This window comes from Streptomyces tatrensis, assembly GCF_049310065.1.
Classification (GTDB): domain Bacteria; phylum Actinomycetota; class Actinomycetes; order Streptomycetales; family Streptomycetaceae; genus Streptomyces.
This window is the reverse complement of the sequence record NZ_JBMDLB010000011.1, coordinates 634,159-657,047: the sequence shown is the minus strand read 5'-3', so window position 1 is coordinate 657,047 and position 22,889 is coordinate 634,159. Positions and strand designations below refer to the sequence as shown.

Genomic DNA, 22,889 nt, shown 5'->3' with positions numbered 1-22,889 from the left:
CCGGACGGGGCGCGGGGCATTCGGGTGGCCCGCCGCGACCGGACCGCGCGACGCGCGGGGCGGGTGCCGCGGGCGCCGTACCGTGGCTGACCATGACGCTCCAGAGCGACCGGGACGACCGGGACGACCGGGACGACCGGGCCGACGAGACCGGGCCCGCCGACCGGTGCGGGCCGTGCGAGCCGGTCACGGACCCCGATCCGGCCCGGCGCACCGCCCGGATCGAGGCGCTCGTACGGGACGCGGACCCCGGGGCCGGCTGGGCCGTCGGTGGCGCGGACGGTCCGGACGCGGTGGTGGAGGCCGGGGCCGGTGTCCGGGAGGGGCCCGCAGCCGGAGCCGTCGCCGGAGGGTCGGCCGTCGCCGCCGATGTCGGCGGGCTGGTGGGCGTGCTGGCCGTCTGGCCCGTCATCGGGATGCTCGTGGACGCGGGGGAGCTGGCCCTGCACACCCCGCTCACCGCCTACGGGGCGGGCGACGGCCTGCCCGCCGGAACCACCGCGCACCACCTGCTCACCCACGGCTCCGGGGTCTCGCCCGCCCTCTTCGGGCTCGCCGAGCGGCTGTGCGGCAGCCCCCTCGCCGGGTTCGCCGCCGAACGGGTCTGGGGCCCGCTCGGCATGACCCGGACGGTCTTCACCGCCGACGGGACCCTGCGTGCGCCCGTCGCCGACCTCGGGCGCTTCCTGAGCCACCTCCTCGCCCCAGCGGGCGGCCCCGTCAGCCGGGCCTGGACGGCGCAGTCGCTCCGCATCCGCACCGGCGAACTGCTACCCGCCCGAGGCCTCCTCTGGCACCCCGCCGCGTACGGATCCTGGTCCCACGGCGAAGGACCGGCCCTGTGGATCTCCCCGCGCGGGCGGCGCTGGGCCGTACTCCTCCCCAGCACCCCGTCGGCCCCGCTCCGTACGGCCTTCCGTGCGGCCGCCTTCACCTGAACTCCTTTACGTGGCACGGTGGTTGTATATTCCGAGTCCGATGAAGAAGACCCGCCAGAAGGACCGTGACGTGCCCGGTCCACAGAGTCCCTGGGACGAGATCGCCCCCGGTCTGTGGATGGGCGGCCACTACTGGACCGACCCCGCCGGAGAACTGCGGCCGGTCGTCGTCGGAGCCGAGTTCGACCTCGTCATCAGCCTCTTCACCCGCCCGGGCCACGGCCCCGATCCGCGCGTGGAACACCTGGTCGACGAGATGCCGGACGCCCCGCTCACGGGCGCGCAGCTGCGTACCGTCCTCAGGCTCGCCCGCGCCGCCCGCACGGCCCTCGATTCCGGACGGCGGATCCTGGTGCGCTGCCATTCCGGTTACAACCGTTCCGGCCTGGTCGTCGCCCAGTGCCTCGTCGACGGCGGCCTCGCGCCGGCCGCCGCCATCGGCCTGGTCCGCCTCGGACGTTCCCCCTGGGCGCTGCACAACGAGACCTTCACGGACTACCTCGCCGCCGGTCCGGAGGTCGCCGCACTGCTCGTCGACCTCGAACCCGGCCCCGGTCCCGGCCCCGGTCCCGGTCCCGATCCTTGTCTCGAACCGGGATCCCCGCCCCGCCCGTAGCCCGCCCGCGGCCCTCCGTACCCCCGTCGTGGTCCTCGGGGCGCGGAGCCGGGACGGTCGACGTACGGTGAGCGCGAGATCACCGAACGTCGAGTCCAGGCTGCGCGGAGGTACACGGATGCGTACGGCCCACGAGACCGCCCGCGGTGCGCACACGCCACCGGCCCCGGCCGCGGAGGCCCCCGCATGACGGGCAGGGCGGGGCGCGGCGAGAGCGCCCGGTTCGCCGCCGCCCATACGCTGCCCGCCCTGGTACGGGGCTTCGTGAGCGCCCGGCCCCGTGCGGTGCGCGGGCACGCGGGGCCCGGCCGGCCGCGCTGGTCCGCCACCACCCTGCGGGCCCTGCGCGAGCGGCACGGCGGAGCGCCCGTGCTCGTACGGGGACTGACCGGCACCGTCCTGCTCATCCTCGATCCGCAGGACATCCGGCAGTTCTACGCCGAACCCGTCGGCTCCCCCGGCCGGCCCGCCGCAGCGGCGGACGGCAGCTGCGCCCACGCCGGGTTCCACGCCGGGCGGCGGGCGGTCGACGACTCCGTGCTCGCCGCGGGACTGGCGGTGCACCCCTCCTGCGGGGCGTTCCTCTCGGTCCTCGCCGACGAGGCCCGGCGCCTGACGGCCGGGGGCTCCCTCGAACTCGCCCGCGTCCGGCACTCCGTGGCCCGCGCGGCCCGGCGCATCGTCCTCGGCGACGCGGCCGCCGAGGACGCGGAACTCGGCCGCAGGCTCGGGCGTTCCCCCGACAGGGCCGCCGCGCGGATCGCCGCGTACGCCGACCTCGCGGAGCCGCACACCCTCATCGGGCGGGCCCGCCGCCACGCGGACCCCCTCGGGCCGGACCGGCCACGGGCGGACCCGGTCGGGCAGGTCCGCCAGTGGCTGGCCGCCTTCGACCTCGTCCCCGGCGTCCTGCTGCGCACCCTGCTGCTCCTGGGCGCGCACCCGGCCGAGCAGGACGCCGTCGCCGCCGAGGCCCGCGCCGCCGGATCGGCCCGGGGCTCGGCCCAGGGCGCGCTGCCCCGGCTGCGTGCCTGCGTCCGGGAGTCGCTGCGGCTGTACCCGGCCGTCCCCGACCTGATACGGATCACCCGGGCCGAGACCGAATGGCGCGGCGTACGGCATCCCGCCGGGACCTGTGTGGTGCTGCCCGTGCTGTTCCACCAGCGCGACCCCGAACACGTGCCCGCCGCGCACGTCTTCGTACCGGGCCGGTGGGCTTCCCGCGAAGCGGACCGGGACGTCCGGATGGCCCCGTTCAGCCATGCCGGCGGCCGCTGCCCCGGCGAACAGCTGGGTCTGCTGGTCACCGCGGCGCTCTGCGCGGAGGTGCTGCGCGGACACCGGGTCCGGCCCGTTCGGCCCGTGCTCGACCCCCTCGGCCCGCTCCCCGCGGCCCTGGACCCGCAGGGCATCCGCCTGCGCCTGACCCGCCGCTGAACCGGCACCGGCCTCGCCCGCACCCCGGAGGCCCCGCGGCATAAGGCCACCCGGCCATCCGGCCGTCCCGCCATGCGGCGGCCGGCTGGCCTGCCGACCGATCTGTTCGTCCCGCCCCGTCCTGCCCGACGCTCATCCGACCCGACGAGGAATCCATGTCCGACGCCGCGACCCCCGGGACCTCCGCGACTTCCGCGCCCACAGACCCGGACGCCGATCAACTGGCCGCCCTGTGCCGGGAACTGGCCGAGGCGGCCGACGCCGTCGGCGAAGCCTCCCGCTACGCCTCCCGGCTGGCCCTCGGCTCCCGGCTGCCGGTCACCGCGCTGAGTCTCGGCAGCCGCCGCCGCGCGGCCTGGCGTACGCTGCTGCGCGCCCTCACCGACCCCGACGGACTCGGCTGGGCCGCCCGGGGCCGGGGCGTGGCGCGGGCCGGGTGGCTCGCCGGGGTCTTCACCGGCCGGGAGAGCCTCGCCGTCAGCCTCGCGGTGTGCGGCCTCAAGGGCCGGATCCGGGCCGAGGCCGCCCGTAACCCGGCGAGGTTCGCGGACCCGGCCGCCGCGGAGGTGTTCCTTGCGGTGGAGGAGGGCCGGCAGGGGGACGCCGTCCGGGCGTTCCGCGAACTCGTGCGCCGACGCGGCGAGGGTCCCGCCTTCGCCCTGCTGAACCCCTCCTTCGCCGACCTCCTGGCCTGGAACGCGCTGACCGACGACAACCCGTTCAACGACCACGCCGGCTGGCAGGTCGCCACCGGCAGGGCCGTCGCCGCCGAGCCGCTCCTCGGGATCGGCGCCGCCCTGCGGGCCTTCTTCGACCGGGGCCCCGCCTGCTCCGAACCGGGCAACCGCCTCCTCGCCGAGCTGGACACCACCGGCACCCCGGCCGGTTACCGGGGAAATGCCGACCGGATCGGCCCGGCCGCGGGCGCGGTGCTGCTCCAGCAGGTCGTCGGGCAGGACGGGGTCGAGCGGTGCGTGCTCCAACTCGCCGGTCCGCCAACGCGGTCCGGCCGCGCCGACGGCCCGTACGAGGAGCCGGCCGCGCACGTCCGGGACGTGGCCGCGACCGTACGCCGCCTCGTGCCCTCCGGGACCGAACTGGCCCTGCTCGGCCACGGTCCGGGCGCCCGGACGGCCGGACGGCTCGCCGCGAGCCGGGAGTTCACCACCGTCTACCGGGTCACCTGGGTGGGTTCCGGCCCCGAGCCGGGTCCGGCGGCGGCCCTCGCGGGCTTCGGGGGCCGGGTCACCGGAAGCCACCTCGTGCGGCTGCCGGGACACCCCGACGTCTACGTCCCGGGGCGGACCCAGTGACGGACACCGCCGGGCCCGCACCCCGGGCCGAGACCCGTCCGGCCCCGGCCGAGGGACTGCGCGCGCACTCGGCCGCCCTGCGCTCGCACGCCGAACGGCTCCGCGCCGCGGCCGGAGACCTGCGCTGGCAGGGCCCGGGGGGCGAGGCCTTCCGCGCCGAGGTGGCCTCCCTGGCCGACCGCTGCGCCACCGCGGCGGGCGGCTTCGAACTGGCGGCGGCCCAACTGGCCCGCCCCGGGTCCCGGGAGGGGACGCGGGGCAGGCACCGGCGCACCGGCTGAGCGGCGGACCGGAGGCCGGCCGGCCGGAGGCCGGCGGGGCAGCGGGTGGCAGGGCAGTGGGCGGCAGGGGAGCGGGCGGCAGGGGTTCAGAGGACCAGTGACAGCAGCAGGACGAAGCCCAGGCCGACCACCGAGATGATGGTCTCCATCACCGACCAGGTCTTGAGGGTCTGGCCGACCGTCATGCCGAAGTACTCCTTCACGAGCCAGAACCCGGCGTCGTTGACGTGGCTGAAGAACAGCGACCCCGCTCCGATGGCGAGGACCAGCAGGGCGGTCTCCGTGGCCGGCATGCCCGCCGCGAGCGGGGCCACCAGTCCGGCCGCGGAGATGGTGGCGACCGTCGCCGAGCCCGTGGCCAGGCGGATGGCCACGGCGATGAGCCAGGCCAGCAGGAGGGTCGGTATCGCCCAGTCCTCGGACATGTCCATGATCATCTGGCCGACGCCCACGTCGATCAGCGTCGTCTTGAAACCGCCGCCCGCACCCACGATCAGCAGGATGCCCGCGATCGGGGCCAGCGACTTCTCCACCGTCACGGACAGCCGCGCCTTGGTGAAGCCGGCCGCCCGGCCGAGGGTGAACATGCCCACCAGCACCGCCGCGAGCAGCGCGATCAGGGGTGAGCCGGCCACGTCGGTGACCCGCTGGACCGCGTTGGCCGGGTCGTTGACCACGATGTCGACCAGGGCCTTCATCAGCATCAGGACCACCGGCAGCAGCACGGTGAAGACCGTCGCCCCGAAGCGGGGGCGGTGTTCCAGCTCGGCCGAGGGCCGCTGCGGGATCATGTGCTCGGGCGCCGGGACGTCCACCCACCGGGCCGCGTACCGGGAGAACACCGGGCCCGCGATGACGACGGTGGGGATGGCGACGAGCACGCCGAGCGCGAGGGTGAGACCCAGGTTGGCGTCGAGCGCGTCGATGGCGACCAGCGGACCGGGGTGCGGCGGTATCAGCCCGTGCATCACGGACAGCCCGGCCAGCGCGGGGATGCCGATCCGCATGAGCGAGTAGTTGCCCCGTTTGGCCACCAGCAGGACCACCGGGATCAGCAGCACGATGCCGACCTCGAAGAAGAGCGGGAGCCCGATCACCGAGGCGATCAGCACCATCGCCCACGGCATGGCCCGGCCCTTGGCGCGCGCCAGGATGGTGTCCACGATCTCGTCCGCGCCGCCCGAGTCGGCGAGCAGCTTCCCGAGGATGGCGCCGAGCGCGATGAGTACGCCGACCCCCGCGACGGTCGAGCCGAGCCCGGCGGTGAAGCTGGAGATGGTCTTGGCCAGGGGAGCGCCGGCGAACACCCCGAGGGCGAGCGAGCCGAGCGTCAGCGCCAGGAACGCGTGCAGCTTGAGGCGGGTGATGAGCAGGACGATGACGGCGATGCCCCCGAGGACGGCTATCCCCAACTGGGTGTTGCCGGCCGAGGTGATCGGCTCGGTTGCGGCCGCTGCGAGAGTCTCGACGCTGAGACTGGTCACGGTGACGGTTCCTTCGTTCTGGTTCCAGGGCAGGCCGGAGCAGGGCGGGGTGGGGTGGGGCGGGACGCGGTGGGAGAAGTGAGGAATGAGGAGCGGGGCCCGGGCGGTTACGCGACCGGTGCCGGGAGGCGGCGCAGGGCGGACAGTGCCCGCGCGGTGATCTCCTCCGGTTCTCCGGACACGTCGACGAGGACGCCGAGTTCGTCCGGCTGGAGCGGCTCCAGCGCGGCGAACTGCGAATCCAGCAGCGTGGTGGGCATGAAGTGCCCCTTGCGCGCGGCCATGCGCTCCTCGATCAGCGGCCGGTCGCCGGTGAGGTGGACGAAGACGGTGTCCGGCGCGACGGCCCGCAGCCGGTCGCGGTAGACCCGCTTGAGGGAGGAGGCGGAGACGACTCCGCCGCCGATCCCGGCCCGGTTGCGCATCCACTCGCCGATCGAGTCCAGCCAGGGCCGGCGGTCCGCGTCGTCCAGGGGGATGCCGGCGGACATCTTGGCGACGTTGGCCGCCGGGTGGAAGGCGTCGCCCTCGGCGTAGGGGAGGGCGAGCGCGTCGGCGAGCAGCCGGCCCACGGTCGTCTTTCCCGTCCCGGCCACGCCCATCACCACAATGACGCGCGTCATCGCGCACCTCGTTTCGCTGTCCTCGTCGACATCGGCCTGGAGGGCCTGGGACCACTGAAGCCCATTACGTAGTACTTATTCAAGGTGTCACCGCTAAAACATCACATCTTTTGTCCATTCGGTGGTCACCGTACGCTTACGCCATGACCACTGAAGGGCCGGGCGGACCGGGCGGGGCAAGCGGGCCGGGCGGCCAAGGGCTCCACTCCCACGTACTGGACACGATCGGCCTGGCGATCACGGCGGGGGAGCACCCGCCCGGCAGCGTGCTGCGCACCGACGAGATCGCCGAACGCTTCGACGCCTCCCGGACCGTGGTCCGCGAGGTGGTCCGCGTACTGGAGTCGATGCAGCTGGTCGAATCCCGCCGCCGGGTCGGCGTCACCGTCCGCCCCACCGAGGAGTGGAACGTCTACGACCCGCGCGTCATCCGCTGGCGCCTCGCCGGCGCGGACCGCCCCCGCCAGCTGCGCTCCCTCACCGTGCTGCGCTCGGCCATCGAACCGGTCGCGGCCGGACTCGCGGCGCTGCGGGCCACCCCGGAGCAGTGCGCCGAGCTCACCGAGGCGGCCCTGGGCATGGTCCGCACCTCACGCGGCCACCAGCTCGACGGGTACCTCCACCACGACATCGCCTTCCACCGGACCGTGCTCAACGCCTCCGGCAACGAGATGTTCGCGCGGCTCGGCGATGTCGTCGCCGAGGTCCTGACCGGGCGCACCCAGCACGCGGTCATGTTCCACGACCCCGACCCGGCCGCCGTCACCCTGCACGTGCGGGTGGCCGAGGCCGTACGGGAAGGCGACGCGGCCGCCGCGGAGGCGCTGACGCGGCAGATCGCGGTGGGCGCACTGGAGGAACTGGACGTACTGGCGCCCTAGGCAGTCCTGCTCGGCCCCCGCCGAGGGGGCTCGCCCGCCGTGTGGACCATCACATGAAGCCGAAGAACCGGGTCCACCAAGTGGGCCGCGCCGCGAAGAAGTCGAGCGCGCTGGGGCCCTCGTAGTCGCTCTCCAGCAACTCCTCGGGAACGCTCACGTAGCCGAGTTCGGCCAGGGCCCGCTCCACGGTGGCGAGGTCGGCGGGGTCCAGTGCGCCCTCCTCCCGGGCATCGTCCGTGCCGAAGAAGGCCCCCGGATTGTCGGCGCAGACCTCGGCGAGGGAGCCGAACTTGCTCACGCAGACCACGATCCTCGTCCCACAGACCGTCGCCTCCGCGGGCACGCGGACGCGCCCGTACTCGCTGGAGTCCTGGGTATCCCGCTCGGATTCGCACGGGGTCCCGAAGTCCGCTTCGAGCCTGCGCACCAGCCCGCCGAACGCGAGGCCGGTCGCGGCGCGGTCGTAGTGCAGCGGTCGTTCCAGCCGTTCGGGGTCGTCGAGTTCCCGCAGGAGGGCGAGCAGCTCCGTGTCGGTCATCGGCATCCGTCCATGCTGTCGCCAGTGCGGTCAGTCGCGTGTGCGGGCGGGCGCCGGGGGGCGGGTGGCGTCGGTGCTGGGTGCGCCCAGGCCCGCCAGGAGTCGGAGTCCGTCCTCGGTGGGGCTGCCGGGGGCCGCGGACAGGATCAGCAGCTCCATGCCCGATTCGCCCGGCAGCGCGAAGTTCTCCTGGTGCAGTTCGAGCAGTCCGACCAGCGGGTGGCGGAACGCCTTGCGGCCGTGGGTGCGGGCGCGCACGTCCGCGCGGGCCCACAGGCGGCGGAACCGCTCGCTGCCCATCGCCAGTTCGCCTATCAGCGAGGCCAGTTTGGGGTCCTCGGGGTACTGGCCGGCGGCCAGGCGCAGGTGCCCGACCACGTCGAGCGTGCACTGCTCCCAGTCCGCGTAGAGGCCGCGCTCGGCCTCCTCCAGGAAGATGTGCCGGGCGGTGTTCAGCCCCGGCATCGGCCGGCCGAAGAGGAGCTCGGCGAGGCGGTTCCCGGCGAGGGCGTCCAGCCGGTGGTCCATGATCAGCGCGGGTGCGCCGGCGACGAGGTCGAGGACGCGCAGCACCTCCGGACGGATCCGCCCGCCCGGAGCCTTCGCACGGCGGCGGCGCTGCCGGGACAGCCGGTAGAGGTGCTCGCGCTCGGTCTCGTCGAGGCCGAGGACCCGGGCGAGCGCGTCGAGGACCTGCTCGGAGGGCTGGGTCGCACGGCCCTGCTCCAGGCGCACGTAGTAGTCGACGCTCACACCGGACAGGTGCGCGACCTCTTCGCGGCGCAGCCCTTCGACCCGGCGGCGGCTGTCGGTGGGGATGCCGACGGCGGCCGGGTCGACCCGTGCCCGCCGGGTCCGCAGGAAGCCCGCAAGATCGTCCATGGGCCCAGTATGGCCGCGCCGGCGCCCGCGAAGGTGGCCCTGCCGGTACCAGGAAGTCCGGTCCGACGGAAGACGCGCCCCTGAACACCGGGCGCCGCGGGGCCCAGGATCGGGGCATCCGATCCTGAGGAGTACCCGTGAAGACGCTGATCGTCTACGCCCACCCCGAACCGAAGTCGCTCAACGGCTCGCTGAAGGACCTGGCGGTCTCCACCTTGGAGGGTGCCGGGCACGAGGTACGGGTGAGCGATCTGTACGCGATGAACTGGAAGGCGGCCGTGGACGCCGAGGACTACGGCCCTCACGCGTCGAGCCCGCTGAAGGTCACCCTGGACTCGGGCCGGGCCTTCGGGGCCGGGGCGCTCACCCCGGACGTGCGCGCCGAGCAGGAGAAGCTGCTGTGGGCCGACACGATCGTCTTCCAGTTCCCGCTGTGGTGGTACACGATGCCCGCGATCCTCAAGGGCTGGGTGGACCGGGTGTTCAGTTACCGCTTCGCGTACGGAGTCGGTGAACACAGCGCCACCAAGTACGGGGAGCGCTTCGGCGAAGGCACCCTCGCGGGCCGCAGGGCCCTGCTGTCGGTGACCGTCGGCGGGCCGGAGTCGCATTACGCCGACCGCGGGATCAACGGCCCCATCGACGACCTGCTGTTCCCGATCCACCACGGGATCCTCTACTACCCGGGCATCGAGGCGCTGCCGCCGTTCGTGCTGTACGGCGCCGACCGGATGACCGGCGCGGACTACGCGGACGTGGCCAAGGCGTGGGTGGAGCGGCTGCTCACCCTGGAGTCGACCGAGCCCATCGCCTTCCGGCGGCAGAACTTCGGCGACTACGAGATCCCCTCACTGCGCCTGAAGGAGGGTCTGGAGCCCGCGGGCCGTGCGGGGTTCGGGCTGCACGTTCGCTGACTGCTGCCGCTTGCCGCTGGCCGCGGATTGGACTGGCCGGGGTGGCCGGGGGCCCGGTTCTGCCGGGTAGGCCGGGTAGGCCGGGTAGGCCGGACAGGCCGGACAGGCCGGTGGGGCCGTCGGGCCCGTGGGGCCGGTGGGGACGTGGGCCCGTGAGGCCCGCGGGAACGTTGGGCCGTCGGGCTCGTCGGGGCGTCAGGCCGTGGGGCCGTCGGGCTCGTCGGGCTCGTCGGGCTCGTCGGGACGTGGGGGCGTCGTGCCCGTGGGGACGTCGGGACGTGGGGCCGGTGGGCTCGTCGGGGCGTCAGGCCGTGGGGCCGGTGGGGTGGTCGGGTCGGTCCGTCGGGCCGGCCTGCCGGGCAGCCGGGGCGGCGGCGCGGGTGCCCCCGCCGTCCGGCGTACCGGTACCGCGTGTCGTTGGACCAACTCGTTGACGCTGCGGCGGCATGAGCGTTTTTGATCTTCGTCGGACCCCTCTCCGGGAGATGCTCCCCCTCGCTTCGGCCGGAGCAGACGACCATTTCCGTGCGGCGAAGGGGTACTCGCATGTCTTCCACAGCAAGAACCGGACGAAGGGCACGGCTGGCCGGCGGCCTCGTACTGCCGGTGGCCGTGGCACTGGGCGGATTCACGGTCCCGGCGGTGGCCTCCGGCGGTGGTGCGGGTGCCTCCGGCGGTGGTGCGGTGTCGGCCGTCGAGGGTGGTGCGCCGGCTTCGGGCAGTGACGCGGGGGCGGAGTCCGGGCGGGGCGTGGTGCCGGAGTCCGGGCGAGGTGCGGCGCCGAAGTCCGGGAGGGGCACTGTGCACGAGTCCGGGAGGGGCGTGGTGCCGGAGTCCGGGCGGGGCGTGGTGCCGGAGTCCGAGAAGGGCACGGTGCCGGACTCCAGCAGGGGGGCCGTGCCGGAGTCCGGGAGGGGTGTCGTGGCGGGGTCCGGGAGGGCCCCCCTGCTGGAGTCCGGGAGGGGCGCCGTGTACGAGTCCGGGAGGGGTGTGGCGTACGAGCCCGGTGGGGGCGGGGTGTCGGAGCCCCTGACGGGTGTGGTGGGCGTGCCGGACTTCGGGGGGCGTCCGGCTGAAGACGTTGGTATGGCTGTGGGGGAGCTCGCCGGTGGGGGCGGCTCCCGCGAACGGACCGCCCTGCAACCGGCGTACGCGCCCCCGGGGGCCGGCGCTCCGCAGCCGCTGCGGGACGTCCGCGCGGCGGAGCCGGGCAGCGGCGGGTCCGCGGTCAACTGTGCGCGGCCGCGCGCCGAGGCGGTACCGGCGAACGGGCACGCGTGCCCCGGGGCCCAGGGCCCCAAGGGGCCGAAGGGGCCGGCCGGCCCGCCGGGCGCGAAGGGTGAGAAGGGCGAGAAGGGCGGCGTCGGTCCCAAGGGCGACGCGGGCCCGCCGGGTCCCAGGGGTGAGGCGGGGAAGGGAAGCGCCGGGCCGAAGGGGGATGCCGGGCCTCCGGGGCTCAAGGGGGAGCCGGGCGAGAAGGGGAGCGCCGGGCCCAAGGGTGATGCCGGGCCGCCCGGGGCCAAGGGAGAGACGGGGGAGAAGGGGGAGAAGGGGATCGTCGGGCCCAAGGGGGACCGGGGTGCCGTGGGGCGCAAGGGGGACCCGGGGCCCAAGGGGGACCTCGGGCGGACCGGAGACATCGGGGCGGCCGGGCCGCAGGGGCAGCAGGGGCCCGCGGGTCCGGCCGGGCCGGCGGGCGGACAGGGGCTGCCCGGGCTTCCCGGCACCGCGGGCCCGCAGGGCTTCGCGGGGCCGCCCGGGCGGCAGGGCGCCCCGGGCCCGACCGGTGCCACCGGGGCGCTCGGTCCGCTGGGCCCGGTGGGGCCGCAGGGGGTGCCCGGCCCGACGGGCCCCTGCGCCTCGGTGGACAACCAGATGCCCAACAACTCCGAGGAGTTCGCGCTCGTCCTCAAGGACGGCAAGACCTACCTCGGCCGCCGCACCCGCGATATGGCGGGCCAGTGGGGCGACTTCGACTGGACCGACCTCACCGTCGCACCGGTCACCGGATACCCCGCCGATGTCTGCACGGTTGCCCTGGCCATCCAGGGCAACGACGTGAAGATCAAGGCCATCACCAAGACGGGGACGCTCTACCACACCCACTGCGGGACCAACGGGCGCGCCGTCACCTGCGACGCACCCTGGGCGCCCGTGCATCCGCAGCCCGGAGCGGTGACACCCCGCGCCGCCGGCACCCCGCCCCGGGACCCCGTCCGGGAGTGACCGGGCCTACGGCACCCGCCCCGTACGCCACACTGGGCGGGTGCTGGGACATGGCGACGGGTACGAGGCCGGGGACGCCGCCTCCTTCGTGGGGCGGACCACGGAACTGGCCCTGCTCGAACGGGCTTTGCGTGAGCGGCGGCTGATCACCCTGACCGGACCGGGCGGCGTCGGCAAGACCCGCCTGGCCCGCCGCGCGGCTGACCTCGCAGGGGCCGCGGGGGTGGGCGAGGGCGCCGGCATGCCGGCGCCCGGTGGCCCGGCCGGGACGGCCGGTCCGACGGACGGCACCCGTCCGGTGGACGGCAGGGGCCTGGTGGACGGTACCCGTCCGGTGGACGGCAGAGGCCTGGCGGACGCCACCTATCTGACGGACGCCAGGAGCCCGGTGGACGCCACCCGTCCGACGGACGCCACCCCTCCGGCGGGCGCCACCCCTCCGGCGGGCGCCGTCGGATCCGTGAGTGCCGTCGGCCCGGCGGCGGGTCCCTTTCCCGACGGGGTCCACTGGGCCGACCTCTCCCCGCTGCCCGACGAGCGGCTGCTCGTGGCCACCGTGGCCGACGCGCTGGACCTCGCCGACCACACCGCCCGGACCCCGGCCGCAGCGGTGCGGCAATGGATCGGCGGGCGCCGGCTGCTCCTCGTACTGGACTGCTGCGAGCACCTGGTGTCGGCCGTACGGGGCCTCGTACGGGAGCTGCTCGACGCGACCCCGCACCTCGTCCTGCTGCTCACCAGCAGGCAGCCGCTCGGACTCGCGGACGAACACGTCCTGGACATCGGCCCGTTGCCGCACGCCGTGGACCCGTTCGGAGCCGAAGAGGCCCTCGCCCTGTTCACCCGGCGGGCCGCCACGGCCGCCCCCGGGCAGGCGCCGCCCTGGACCGAGGCCCGGCTCGCCGCCGCCCGCTCCGTGTGCGCCCGCCTCGAAGGGGTGCCCCTCGCGCTGGAGCTGGCCGCCGCGCAGTTGACCGATCACACCATCGAGGAGCTGGCCGAGCGCCTCGCCCGCAGGATCGGCCCCCTGTCCGCACCCGCACCCGCACCCGCGCCCGCCCACGGCCGGCCGCCGCGCCACCGCGCGCTGCGCACCGCCATCGGCTGGAGCCACGAGTGGTGCGCACCGCGCGAACGGCTGTTGTGGCTACGGCTGTCCGTCTTCCGCGGCTCCTTCGACCTGGCGGCCGCACGCGCCGTCTGCTCCGCACGCCCGCTCACCGAGTCGGACGTCCCGCCGCTGCTCGACGCGCTGGTCGCCAAGTCCGTCGTACGCCGGGGCGCGGACGGCTCGTACCGGATGCTGGACACGATCCGGGAGTACGGGGCCATGTGGCGCGACGAGGCCGGGGAGCGCGGGGCGCTGCGGGAGGCGCACGCCGCGTACTTCACCGAGCTCGTGCGCACCGCCGAGCGGGACTGGCTCGGCCCCGCCCAGCGGATCGGGTACCGGAGGGTCGAGGCGGTGCACGGAGACCTGTGCGCGGCACTCGACCACCACCTGGCCACCGCCCCCGAGCGGGCCCTGGACCTGGCCGCCCGGGCCGGCTTCTACTGGGCCTGCTGCGGCCACCTGCACGCCGCCCGCGGCTACCTGGAGCGGGCGCTGTCCGCCGCGCGGCCCGAGGAGGTGCCCCCGCGGATCCGGGTGCGCGCCCTGTGGGCCCTCGGGGTGACCCTGCTGCTCCAGGGCGAACAGGAGCAGGCCCACCGGATCGCCGTCGGCTGCGAGGCCCTGGCCGCGGGGCTCGACGGGGACCCCGGACCGGCGCTGGACGCCGCGTACCTGCTGGGCCTGAGCCACCTGCTGGCCGGGCGCCCGCTGGCCGCACGGATCGTCTCCGACAACGCCCTGGAGGCCTTCCCCGGCACGCCCTTCGACTCGGGGCCCCGGATCCGCTGCCACCTCGTACGGGTCTTCGCGCTCACCGGAACGGGCCTGTTCACCGACGCCCGGGAAGAGGCGGAACTGCTGCGCGCCGGCTGCGTGGAGCGGGGCGAACACTGGACCAGGGCCTACGCCGACTACCAACTGGCCCTGATCTGCCTCTTCGAGGGCCGCCCCGCCGAGTCCGCCGTACACGCCCGCGCCATGCTGGAGAGCAAGCGGGAGCTGGGCGACAGCTTCGGCACGGCCCTGGGCCTCGACCTGCTCGCGGCGGCCCGCGCGGCGACCGGAGACGGGGCCGGCGCGGCCCGCGCGTACGGCACGGGCCACGCCTACTGGCAGGCCGTCGGCCACCCGCAGCGCGGCACACCCGAACTGGCCTCGGTACGCGCGGAGTTCGAGCGTACGGCGCGCGGAGCCCTCGGCGACCAGGCGTACGAGGCGGCCTTCCGCGAGGGCCTGCGGCACGGCCACACCCTGCGCACCCGCCCGCACCCGTACGAGGGTTGAGCCGCGCCCACCGCGGCGCGGCCGGCCCTCAGGGCTGGTCGGGGAAGCCCGCGAAGTAGCCGGCCGCCATGTCCTCGGCGCCGTGTCCCAGGGCGTCGGCACGGTGGAAACGGGCCCGCGCGGCGACGGCCAGGTCCACCGACACCCCGGCCGACTCCGCGGCCTCGGCGATCAGACCGGTGTCCTTCTCGGCGCCGCGCACCGTGAAGCTCGGCGTGAAGTCCCGGTCCAGCACGGCCCGCATCTTGGTCTGGAGGTACGGGCTGTCCATCGGCCCGCCGGTCACGACCCGCGCGAACAGCTCCGGGTCCACACCCAGCCCCTCGGCCAGCGCCAGGGCCTCGCCGACCGCGGCCGTCACGGTGATCGCGTACCCGACGGTGGCCAGCTTCAGCCGGGTCGCGGCCCCCGGCTCCTCCCCGACCCGCAGCACCTCGCTCCCGACGGCGGCGAAGACCGGGTCCAGCCGTGGGTCGGCCGGGCCGCCGACCAGCACCACCAGGGTCCCGTCCTCGGCGGGCTGGCGGGTGCCCTGCACCGGGGCGTCCACGAAGACCAGCCCGTGTTCCCCCGCGAAGGCGGCCAGTTCCCCGAGGGAGGCCAGGCCCACCGTGCCCATCTGCGCCCACACCTGACCGGCGCTCAGCCCCTCCACGGCGGCGGCCATGGCCCGGGCCACCGCCGCACCGTCGGCCAGCATGGTGATCACCACGTCCGCCCCGGCCACCGCCTCGGCCGGGCTGTCGGCGACCACCGCACCGTCGGCGGCCAGCGCGGCCGCCTTCTCCCGGGTCCGGTTCCAGACCCGGACCTCCTGCCCGGACCGCAGCAGATTCCGTGCCATTCCCGTCCCCATGATTCCGGTCCCCAGCAGCGCGACGGTGCTCATGGCGTTACTCCCTCTCCGACGATCCCTCAGGTGTCCCCCGGGGCCAGTCTCCACCGGTCCGGGAGCGGATCCCGCCCACCGGGCTCCAAGTGGCCACCGGAGGAGTCGTCGAGAGGCCGCGCTTCTTGGGCCTGTCGTCACACTCCCGTCTGCCTCGCCCTTCGGGCGACGACGGGAGTGTGACGACAGGCCCTAGCCCGCCGAGCCCGTGCGCGGGGTGGTCTGCTGGACCGCCCAGCCGTTGCCGTCGGGGTCGGAGAAGTAGACGAAGGAGCCCCAGGGCATGTCCTCGATCTCCGTCACCTCGATGCCCCGGCCCTTGAGATCGGCGAAGGCCTCCTCGATGTCCGCGACCACGACCTGCATGTTGTCCAGCGAACCCGGTGTCATCCGGGTCAGTCCCTTGCCGATGGCGATCGAACAGGCCGAGCCCGGCGGGGTCAGCTGGACGAAGCGGATCTCGTCGCTGACCGTGATGTCGTGGTCGGCGTGGAACCCGATGCGTTCGTAGAAGGCCTTGGCCCGGTCGATGTCGGTGACCGGTACGGCGACCAGTTCCAGTTTGATGTCCATCCGCTGCTCCTGACTCCGGTGTCCCAGTGCTTCCGGGGGGCCGGTCCCGGCCGCCCCGTTGGCCATCATCCGCCGGAGACCGCCGCGGCGCCGCCCGGAACGGCGTTCACCGCCGGCGTGTCCCCGCCCGGGCCGGCCGTCGCGAACTGGGTGCGGTACAGCTCCTCGTACCGGCCGCCCACCGCCAGCAGCTCGGCGTGGGTGCCGCGTTCCACGATCCGGCCGTCCTCCACCACGAGGATCAGGTCGGCCGCCTGCACCGTCGACAGCCGGTGCGCGATCACCACGGCCGTCCGGCCCGCCAGGGCCTCCGCCAGGGCCTCCTGGACCGCGGCCTCCGAGGTGGAGTCCAGATGGGCCGTGGCCTCGTCCAGGATCACCACCCGCTGCCCGGCCAGCAGCAGCCGGGCGATGGTCAGCCGCTGGCGCTCCCCGCCCGAGAGCCGGTAGCCGCGCTCGCCGACGACCGTGTCCAGGCCGTCCGGGAGCGAGGCCACGAGCCCGTCCAGGCGGGAGCGGCGCAGGGCCGCCCAGATCTCGTCCTCGCCCGCCTCCGGGCGGGCCAGCAGCAGGTTGGCCCGTACCGACTCGTGGAAGAGGTGGCCGTCCTGCGTGACCATGCCCAGCGTCTCGCGGATCGAGTCCGCCGTGAGGTCCCGTACGTCGATCCCGCCGATGCGGACCGCGCCCGCGTCGGTGTCGTACAGCCGGGGCAGCAACTGCGCGATGGTCGACTTCCCGGCGCCGGAGGATCCGACCAGGGCGATCATCTGCCCGGGCTCGGCACGGAAGGACACCTCGTGCAGCACCTCGGTGCCGCCCCGCGCGTCGAGGGTCGCGACCTCCTCCAGGGAGGCGAGGGACACCTTGTCGGGGGAGGGGTAGCCGAAGGAGACCTTGTCGAACTCCACCGCCACCGGCCCCTCCGGCACCCGGCGGGCGTCCGGCTTCTGGGAGATCAGCGGCTTCAGGTCGAGGATCTCGAAGACCCGCTCGAAGCTGACCATCGCGCTCATCACCTCGACCCGCGCCCCGGCGAGCGCGGTCAGCGGCGCGTACAGCCGGGTCAGGAGGAGGGCCAGGGCCACCACCGAGCCCGCGTCCAGGGTGCCGGCGAGCGCGTAGTGGCCGCCGAGACCGTACACGAGCGCCAGGGCCAGAGCGGAGACCAGGGTGAGGGCGGTGATGAAGGCCGACTGGGCCATCGCCGTGCGGATCCCGATGTCACGCACCCGGGCGGCGCGCGCCGCGAACTCGGCGGACTCCTCGTCGGGCCGCCCGAACAGCTTGACGAGGGTGGCGCCCGGCGCGGAGAAGCGCTCGGTCATCTGCGTGCCCATCGAGGCGTTGAGCGCGGACGCCTCCCGCTGCATGGCCGCCATCCGCACGCCCATCCGGCGGGCGGGCAGCACGAACACCGGCAGGAGCACGAGGGCCAGCAGCGTGATCTGCCAGGAGATGCCCAGCATCACGGTCAGGGTCAGCAGCAGCGTCACGGTATTGGACACCACCCCTGACAGGGTGTTGCTGAAGGCCCGCTGCGCGCCGATCACGTCGTTGTTGAGCCGGCTGACCAGCGCCCCGGTGCGGGTCCGGGTGAAGAACGCCACCGGCATCCGCTGCACGTGGTCGAAGACCGCCGTCCGCAGATCCAGGATGAGTCCCTCGCCGAGGGTGGACGACAGCCGGCGCAGGACCAGCCCCAGTCCCGCCTCCGCGACCGCGATCAGCGCGATCAGCAGGGCGAGGCGGGTGACCGTACCGCCCTCCCGGCCCTCGACGATCGTGGTGACCACGCGGCTCGCGAGCACCGGGGTGGCCACCGCGAGCAGCGCGGTCACCACACTGAGCAGCAGGAAGAAGGTCAGCCCGCGCCGGTGCGGGCGGGCGAAGGCGGCGATCCGGCGCAGGCCGGCCCGCGAGAGCGGGCGCCGGTCCTGCTGGGCGTTGATCGCGCTGTGGAGCGAGGTCCAGGCGGTGACTTCCATATCCATGGACCGAACGGTAGGACCTCGACCAAACTTGAGGTCAAGGGGAAGATGGCCCCGGGATGACCAGGAACCCTGTTCGACAGGCCGATCGGGAGGTCAACCGAGAGATCAGCCGAGAGGCCAGTCGAGCAGTCGAGAGGTCAGCCGAGAGGCCAGCCGAGAGGTCAGTCGAGGCAGAAGATGTTCTCCTCGGGGTCGGTCATCACGATGATCCCCTCGTTCTCCTCATCGGACTCCAGGCGGTACAGCCGCTTCGCGCCCAGCTCCTCCAGCCTGGCGGCCTCCACCTCCAGCGAGGCCATCCGCTCGTCCCCCTTCAGGCCGGGCGCCGAGCGCACGTCCAGGTGCAGACGGTTCTTCGCCGCCGTCCTGCCCTCCGGGACCCTCTGGAAGTAGAGCCGAGGCCCCTTGCCGTCCGGATCCGAGATGGCCGCCCAGTCGGCGGAGCCGTCCTTCGGCGACTGGACGCGATAGCCCAGAGCCTGCGCCCAGAACTCCGCCTGTGCGCCCGGATCGGCACAGTCGTACGCCACCTGGATTTCCTTGGCCATGCTGCCTCCGAGCACTCGAAATCTGTTCATCGGTGCCCGGCCGGTGCAGGCCGGGTACCAGCGCAGGAGAATAGTGGATCAACCCTCGCTCGTACGAGGGAATTCCGGGGACCTCGTGCCTGTCGGTGCCCGGTGCCAGAATCGGTCCATGACGCAGGGATCAGAGTCCTTCACGCACTCCGGCCGGCGCGCCGACGACACCGTTCTCTCCCGCTTCGAACGCTGGGTGCGCGACACCCCGGGGGCCCAGGCCCTCGCCGCGGGCACCGGCAGTCTCACCTACGGACAACTCGACGTACGAGCCAACCAGTTGGCCCACCACCTGATCAGCTCCGGACTCCCCGAGCGGGCCCTCGTGGCCGTGGGCTCCACCCCTCGGGCCGAGCTCCTCGTCCTCCTCCTCGGCATCCTCAAGGCCGGCGCCGCCTACACCGTCATCGACGTGGAGAACCCGCGCACCGGACAGCGCCAGCTCGCCGCCGCCCGGCCCTCCGTCCTGCTCGCCGACTCCGCGGACCAGGCCCGCCTCGACGACGGCGGCGAACTGCGGGTGATCCGCCCCGGCTCGCTGCAGGAGGCCGCCGCGGGCGGGCTGCCCACCGACCCGCCGGACCGGACCCTCCGGGGGGACACGGCCGCCGTGCTCTTCACCGGCGGCGCGGACCGCAGGGCCGTCCCCCTCTCCCACGACAGGCTCCTCGCCGCCCACGAGGGGTGGGCCCGGGTGGTGGGACCCGTCCCCGAGGACCGGCACCTGATCACCGCCGCCCCCGGCCTCACCGGCTTCGCCGCCGGATGGACGCGCGCCCTGTGCGAGGGCGGCGCACTCGTCCTGCCCGAAGGCCCGCGCTGGACACCCGAGTCGCTGCGCCGCGCCGTCGACGCCGAGCGGGTCACCGTCCTGCACACCGACCCGGGCACCGCCACCCAACTCCTCGTGCGCGACCGGGAGGCGTCCCTGTCACGGACCCTGCACCGACCCGACGAGGGGCTCCGGTCGCTGCGCATGGTCACGGTCACCGGCGACCGCCTCTACCTCGACGAGCAGGCCGCCCTGCTCGCCCGGCTGCGGCCCGGGGCCCGACTCCTCAACGTCTACGGTCCCACCGAAGCCGCGGGCGTCGGCGCCCGCTTCGAACTCCCGCAGCTCGCCGGCCCCTTGGACGGCGCCGAGGAGCTCTCGCTGATCGGAGCCGCCTTCCCCGGCTGCGAACTCGACGTGCGCGAGGGGCAGATCCACCTCACGGTGCCCGGCGGCGGCGAACCGGTCCCGACCGGCGACCTCGGAGTGCTGCGCCCCGACGGCCTGCTGGAGTTCCGGGGCCGGATCCGCGACCGGCTCACCGCGGACGGCAAAGCCCTCGACCCGCACCCCGTCGAGTCCGCCATCCGCAGCCACGAAGCGGTCGGCGCAGCACTCCTGGCCGAGGTCGAGGGCGCGGGTACGGGCGTGAACGCGCGGCCGATGCTCGTCGCCTTCCTCGCCCCGGCCGCGGAGAACGACGCCTGGCCCCCGGGCTCCGACCTCCCCGACGGCGGGGAACTCCGCCGCCACCTGGCGGGCAGGCTGCCGGGGAGCGTGATGCCGAGCGCCGTGGTGCGGCTGCCCAGGATCCCCCGGGACAGGGCCGGCCGCGAACAGCGGGCCGCGCTCCCGATGCCGCCGGGACGGGGAGAGGATGAGGGCGGTGGCGGGAGCAGTGGCGGCGGGAGCAAGTACGGCGGCGCTTACACGCGCGGGTTCGAGGGGTCCGACATCGCCGGATGGGCCGGCGTCATCTTCTTCATCGCGGTCGGGCTGACCCTGGTGGCGGGCTTCACCATGATCCTGACCCTGATCCTCTGGCCCGGCTCCACGGACCTCTCCGGCGTCCCGAACCCGTACGCGACGCTCTTCTTCGTCCTCTACCTGTTCGAGTGCTGGGCGTTCGCGGCCGGTGTGTGGTTCCTGTTCGCCGGCCGGTCCCGGATGCGCCGCCACGGGCGGCGCGGCCCCCGGATCACCGCGGCCGCCCATCTGGCGATCGTCTACCTGCTGGCGGCGTGGTGGCCGCAGGACAACTTCTACCGGCTCGCGGCCAAGCAGGACTGGCCCCAACAGGCCGCGCTCGTCTACGCCTTCAACATCCCGCTGATGATCGCCGCCGGGATCGTGGCGGTCTATGCCTCCCGTCCGCCGCTCAGTGCCTTCGACGTGGAACCGGACCCGGCGTCGGATTCGGTGTCGGATTCGGTGTCGGTCTCGGGACCGGCGTCGGTTCCGGCGCAGGCACCGGTCCGGGACGGGGCCCGGACCGCCGATCCGGCCGGCTGAGGTCCGGGCGGCCCGGCCCCGTCCACCTGCTCGAACTGCGCGAACATCGACCCGGCGGACAGCGCCTCCGCCCGCACCAGGCGTTCGGCCGCGTCCAGCAGCTCCCTGCCGGTCGCGGCCACCAGGGCGCCCATCCAGGGCGCCGCTTCGAAGGCGCCCGTGGGGATCGCGGGGAGGAACACCGCACCGATATCGGCGCAGCGGCGGGACAGCCGCTCGCACAGCTCGTCGAAGGCCGCCTCCGGCAGGCGGGCGCCCAGCTCCACCCGGTCGGCGATCCGTACGAAGTGCCCCGCGCCCCGCAGTTCGTCGAGCCGGGCCGCCACCACGAAGGCGACGGACGGGCCGGTCAGGCGCAGGTTCGCCTCGGTCGGGGCGAGGCGTCCCGCGCCGTCGGCGACGAAGTCCACGTCGAACCAGCCCCGGTAGCCCGCGGCCGACAGCTCCCGGCCCACCGCGCGGCCGAAGGCGAGCAGCGGTTCCTCCGCCCACCCGGGGAGCACCCCCGGACCCACCGTCGCCCCGCGGTACCCGCCGTCCGCCACGTCCATCACCGCCCCGCCGACCTCGTGCACGCGGCCCCGGGCGTCCACGAACCCGTCGTACGTGAGGTCGCGCGGCTCGGCCGGATCCGCCGGACCGCGTACGTACTCCTCCACCAGCAGCGGTCCGCGCGGCAGCGCCCGTACCACCGCCCGGGCGCCGCCCGCCGAGCGGACCCGCTCGGGGGTCATCACCGTGGTGCCCGAACCTCCGACGCCGTGCTCCGATTTGAGAACGGTGCTCTCGCCCGCCCTGGTCCGGGACGCCAGCAGCCGGACCGCCGCCCGCCGGGTGTCCGCCCGCCACTGCGCGGGCAGGGTGATCGCGGGGTGCCCGCCCTCGGCGAGGATCCGGCCGAACAGCCCGTGCGCCGCCGACTTCGACTCGTACCGCAGCTCGTCCGGACGCCAGGGCCGCCGCGCCAGCCGGGCGAAGGGGGCGGTCAGGCCCCACGGCACGAGGGGCGCCCCGGCCCCGGGTCCGAGATCGGGCCCGACGCCGGCCCCGACGCCGGCCCCGACGCCGGCCCCGACGCCGGCCCCGACGCCGGCCCCGGCCCCGGCCCCGGCCCCGGCCCCGGTCAGCCGTGCGGCCAGCGCCGGCCGGGACCGTACGGCGTCCGACAGGCCCGGATCCCGCTCCGCGAGCCCGTCGTACACCTCCACCCCGGCGGGGCAGTCCAGTTGGCGCCCGAGCAGGGAGATCCAGCCCGGCGGCACCGGGCGCGGCAGCACCAGCGCGGCCGGCCGCGGGCTGTAGAAGGCGGCCAGACAGGCGTAGTGGTGGGCGGCCCGCTGTTCCCGGTCGAGGGAGGCGTCCGCGAACTGCGCGTTGTACTCGGCGACATTGCCCACGTGCACGGCCGCCGCGCCGCCCGTCCAGGCCCGGGCCCAGTCGGCCAGGGGCACGGGCGCCACCTCGAACCGCTCCAGCCCGCCGGGAGCCTCCGGCCCCGCCCCAGGCCCCGTGCCCGGCCCCGGTTCCGGCCCCGAGGCCACCGCGCCCATCGCCCGGTAGAACCCGGTGGCGTGCGGATCGGCGTCGATCAGCAGCCGGCGGAAGCCGAGCCCGGCGGCGCGCCGCAGCACGTCCCGGTACAGCAGGCGGCCCACGCCCCCGCCGATGGCGGCCGGTTCGACGAAGAGCAGCCCGAGCCGCCCGTGGGGCGGCTCCCCGTCCAGGGAGGCGAGCCCGAGCACGGCGCGCGGGCCGCCGCCGGACCGGGCCCCGGCGGCCCCGGCCGCGCCCTCGGCGACCACGATCCGCCGCCGCACCTCGTCCCCGGCCCCGATCCGCAACTCCGGAGCGCACGCCGCCAGGAACTCCGCGCCGTACCCCCAGTGCGCCTTGGAGCGCATGACCAGCCCCGTCAGCGCATCGGCCTCGCCGGGCCGCGCCGCCCTGAGCTCTGCCATTTCCTGACCTCCCCATGGTCGGGTGCGGTGCCGTGCGATAGATTCGGCCACCGCGACGACAGGCACGCGACGTACTTCCTAC

At 74.9% G+C, this 22,889-nt stretch carries 18 protein-coding genes and 1 pseudogene; 10 read left to right on the top strand and 9 right to left on the bottom strand.

What is annotated here, in order from left to right:
* Nucleotides 1-92: 92 nt before the first annotated feature.
* The 5 genes from ACODT5_RS18595 to ACODT5_RS18575 all read left to right on the top strand — a co-directional run bounded on the left by ACODT5_RS18595 (nucleotide 93) and on the right by ACODT5_RS18575 (nucleotide 4,585).
* Entirely contained in the window at nucleotides 93-938 is an 846-nt protein-coding gene (locus tag ACODT5_RS18595; protein WP_422520425.1) for a serine hydrolase domain-containing protein, read from the top strand.
* Nucleotides 939-978: 40 nt separating this feature from the next.
* The gene (locus tag ACODT5_RS18590; protein ID WP_422520424.1) at nucleotides 979-1,554 is read left to right on the top strand and encodes a protein-tyrosine phosphatase family protein; all 576 of its coding nucleotides are present in this window, start codon (nucleotides 979-981) and stop codon (nucleotides 1,552-1,554) included.
* Between the two features lie 186 nt (nucleotides 1,555-1,740).
* Nucleotides 1,741-2,991, top strand: coding sequence for a cytochrome P450 (locus ACODT5_RS18585; protein WP_422520423.1), 1,251 nt, complete (start codon nucleotides 1,741-1,743; stop codon nucleotides 2,989-2,991).
* A gap of 155 nt (nucleotides 2,992-3,146) precedes the next feature.
* Nucleotides 3,147-4,304 carry a hypothetical protein gene (locus ACODT5_RS18580; protein ID WP_422520422.1) on the top strand — a complete coding sequence of 386 codons (1,158 nt, stop codon included), beginning with the start codon at nucleotides 3,147-3,149 and terminating at the stop codon, nucleotides 4,302-4,304.
* A complete protein-coding gene (locus tag ACODT5_RS18575) occupies nucleotides 4,301-4,585 on the top strand; it encodes a hypothetical protein (protein ID WP_422520421.1) in 285 nt (94 codons plus the stop codon). The genes ACODT5_RS18580 and ACODT5_RS18575 overlap by 4 nt, the downstream gene beginning before the upstream one ends.
* Before the next feature lie 86 nt (nucleotides 4,586-4,671).
* On the opposite strand, the gene ACODT5_RS18570 is transcribed toward ACODT5_RS18575, so the two are convergent.
* Both ACODT5_RS18570 and ACODT5_RS18565 read right to left on the bottom strand, forming a co-directional pair.
* Nucleotides 4,672-6,069 carry a GntT/GntP/DsdX family permease gene (locus ACODT5_RS18570; RefSeq protein ID WP_422520420.1) on the bottom strand — a complete coding sequence of 466 codons (1,398 nt, stop codon included), beginning with the start codon at nucleotides 6,067-6,069 and terminating at the stop codon, nucleotides 4,672-4,674.
* A gap of 107 nt (nucleotides 6,070-6,176) precedes the next feature.
* Nucleotides 6,177-6,692: a gluconokinase gene (locus ACODT5_RS18565; RefSeq protein WP_422520419.1), complete on the bottom strand. Its 516-nt coding sequence runs from the start codon at nucleotides 6,690-6,692 to the stop codon at nucleotides 6,177-6,179.
* 143 nt (nucleotides 6,693-6,835) lie between these two features.
* Between ACODT5_RS18565 and ACODT5_RS18560 the strand changes: the two genes are divergently transcribed.
* Nucleotides 6,836-7,573 carry a FadR/GntR family transcriptional regulator gene (locus ACODT5_RS18560; protein WP_422520418.1) on the top strand — a complete coding sequence of 246 codons (738 nt, stop codon included), beginning with the start codon at nucleotides 6,836-6,838 and terminating at the stop codon, nucleotides 7,571-7,573.
* Between the two features lie 49 nt (nucleotides 7,574-7,622).
* On the opposite strand, the gene ACODT5_RS18555 is transcribed toward ACODT5_RS18560, so the two are convergent.
* Complete coding sequence (locus ACODT5_RS18555; protein WP_422520417.1) at nucleotides 7,623-8,117, bottom strand: hypothetical protein; 495 nt, start codon at nucleotides 8,115-8,117, stop codon at nucleotides 7,623-7,625.
* Nucleotides 8,118-8,141: 24 nt separating this feature from the next.
* Nucleotides 8,142-8,993 carry a helix-turn-helix transcriptional regulator gene (locus ACODT5_RS18550; RefSeq protein WP_422520416.1) on the bottom strand — a complete coding sequence of 284 codons (852 nt, stop codon included), beginning with the start codon at nucleotides 8,991-8,993 and terminating at the stop codon, nucleotides 8,142-8,144.
* Nucleotides 8,994-9,130: 137 nt separating this feature from the next.
* On the opposite strand from ACODT5_RS18550, the gene ACODT5_RS18545 reads away from it, so the two are divergent.
* The 3 genes from ACODT5_RS18545 to ACODT5_RS18535 all read left to right on the top strand — a co-directional run bounded on the left by ACODT5_RS18545 (nucleotide 9,131) and on the right by ACODT5_RS18535 (nucleotide 14,531).
* The gene (locus tag ACODT5_RS18545; protein ID WP_422520415.1) at nucleotides 9,131-9,907 is read left to right on the top strand and encodes an NAD(P)H-dependent oxidoreductase; all 777 of its coding nucleotides are present in this window, start codon (nucleotides 9,131-9,133) and stop codon (nucleotides 9,905-9,907) included.
* 546 nt (nucleotides 9,908-10,453) lie between these two features.
* Nucleotides 10,454-12,133, top strand: coding sequence for a collagen-like domain-containing protein (locus tag ACODT5_RS18540; protein ID WP_422520414.1), 1,680 nt, complete (start codon nucleotides 10,454-10,456; stop codon nucleotides 12,131-12,133).
* Nucleotides 12,134-12,173: 40 nt separating this feature from the next.
* Nucleotides 12,174-14,531, top strand: coding sequence for an ATP-binding protein (locus ACODT5_RS18535; protein WP_422520413.1), 2,358 nt, complete (start codon nucleotides 12,174-12,176; stop codon nucleotides 14,529-14,531).
* A 28-nt stretch (nucleotides 14,532-14,559) separates the two neighbouring features.
* On the opposite strand, the gene ACODT5_RS18530 is transcribed toward ACODT5_RS18535, so the two are convergent.
* From ACODT5_RS18530 to ACODT5_RS18515, 4 genes are all read right to left on the bottom strand, one after another.
* The gene (locus tag ACODT5_RS18530) at nucleotides 14,560-15,420 is read right to left on the bottom strand and encodes an NAD(P)-dependent oxidoreductase (protein WP_422520412.1); all 861 of its coding nucleotides are present in this window, start codon (nucleotides 15,418-15,420) and stop codon (nucleotides 14,560-14,562) included.
* Nucleotides 15,421-15,612: 192 nt separating this feature from the next.
* The gene (locus ACODT5_RS18525; protein ID WP_422520411.1) at nucleotides 15,613-15,993 is read right to left on the bottom strand and encodes a VOC family protein; all 381 of its coding nucleotides are present in this window, start codon (nucleotides 15,991-15,993) and stop codon (nucleotides 15,613-15,615) included.
* A gap of 65 nt (nucleotides 15,994-16,058) precedes the next feature.
* Nucleotides 16,059-17,987, bottom strand: coding sequence for an ABC transporter ATP-binding protein (locus tag ACODT5_RS18520; RefSeq protein WP_422520410.1), 1,929 nt, complete (start codon nucleotides 17,985-17,987; stop codon nucleotides 16,059-16,061).
* Nucleotides 17,988-18,148: 161 nt separating this feature from the next.
* On the bottom strand, nucleotides 18,149-18,535 hold the full coding sequence (locus ACODT5_RS18515; protein WP_422520409.1) for a VOC family protein: 387 nt from the start codon (nucleotides 18,533-18,535) through the stop codon (nucleotides 18,149-18,151).
* Between ACODT5_RS18515 and ACODT5_RS18510 the strand changes: the two are divergent.
* A pseudogene (locus ACODT5_RS18510) lies at nucleotides 18,534-19,757 on the top strand (AMP-binding protein); the annotation flags it as partial. The gene ACODT5_RS18515 and the pseudogene ACODT5_RS18510 overlap by 2 nt on opposite strands.
* Before the next feature lie 938 nt (nucleotides 19,758-20,695).
* Here the strand turns inward: ACODT5_RS18510 and ACODT5_RS18505 are convergent.
* A complete protein-coding gene (locus tag ACODT5_RS18505) occupies nucleotides 20,696-22,807 on the bottom strand; it encodes a GNAT family N-acetyltransferase (RefSeq protein WP_422520408.1) in 2,112 nt (703 codons plus the stop codon).
* Between the last annotated feature and the right edge of the window lie 82 nt (nucleotides 22,808-22,889).

Excerpts from the sequence above, each read along its gene's own strand:
- ACODT5_RS18560 (WP_422520418.1), top strand. The coding sequence starts at position 6,836 with ATGACCACTGAAGGGCCGGGCGGACCGGGCGGGGCAAGCGGGCCGGGC.
- ACODT5_RS18590 (WP_422520424.1), top strand. The coding sequence starts at position 979 with ATGAAGAAGACCCGCCAGAAGGACCGTGACGTGCCCGGTCCACAGAGT.
- ACODT5_RS18565 (WP_422520419.1), bottom strand. The coding sequence starts at position 6,692 with ATGACGCGCGTCATTGTGGTGATGGGCGTGGCCGGGACGGGAAAGACG.
- ACODT5_RS18540 (WP_422520414.1), top strand. The coding sequence starts at position 10,454 with ATGTCTTCCACAGCAAGAACCGGACGAAGGGCACGGCTGGCCGGCGGC.
- ACODT5_RS18580 (WP_422520422.1), top strand. The coding sequence starts at position 3,147 with ATGTCCGACGCCGCGACCCCCGGGACCTCCGCGACTTCCGCGCCCACA.
- ACODT5_RS18555 (WP_422520417.1), bottom strand. The coding sequence starts at position 8,117 with ATGCCGATGACCGACACGGAGCTGCTCGCCCTCCTGCGGGAACTCGAC.
- ACODT5_RS18585 (WP_422520423.1), top strand. The coding sequence starts at position 1,741 with ATGACGGGCAGGGCGGGGCGCGGCGAGAGCGCCCGGTTCGCCGCCGCC.
- ACODT5_RS18505 (WP_422520408.1), bottom strand. The coding sequence starts at position 22,807 with ATGGCAGAGCTCAGGGCGGCGCGGCCCGGCGAGGCCGATGCGCTGACG.
- ACODT5_RS18515 (WP_422520409.1), bottom strand. The coding sequence starts at position 18,535 with ATGGCCAAGGAAATCCAGGTGGCGTACGACTGTGCCGATCCGGGCGCA.
- ACODT5_RS18595 (WP_422520425.1), top strand. The coding sequence starts at position 93 with ATGACGCTCCAGAGCGACCGGGACGACCGGGACGACCGGGACGACCGG.
- ACODT5_RS18525 (WP_422520411.1), bottom strand. The coding sequence starts at position 15,993 with ATGGACATCAAACTGGAACTGGTCGCCGTACCGGTCACCGACATCGAC.
- ACODT5_RS18520 (WP_422520410.1), bottom strand. The coding sequence starts at position 17,987 with ATGGATATGGAAGTCACCGCCTGGACCTCGCTCCACAGCGCGATCAAC.
- ACODT5_RS18530 (WP_422520412.1), bottom strand. The coding sequence starts at position 15,420 with ATGAGCACCGTCGCGCTGCTGGGGACCGGAATCATGGGGACGGGAATG.
- ACODT5_RS18550 (WP_422520416.1), bottom strand. The coding sequence starts at position 8,993 with ATGGACGATCTTGCGGGCTTCCTGCGGACCCGGCGGGCACGGGTCGAC.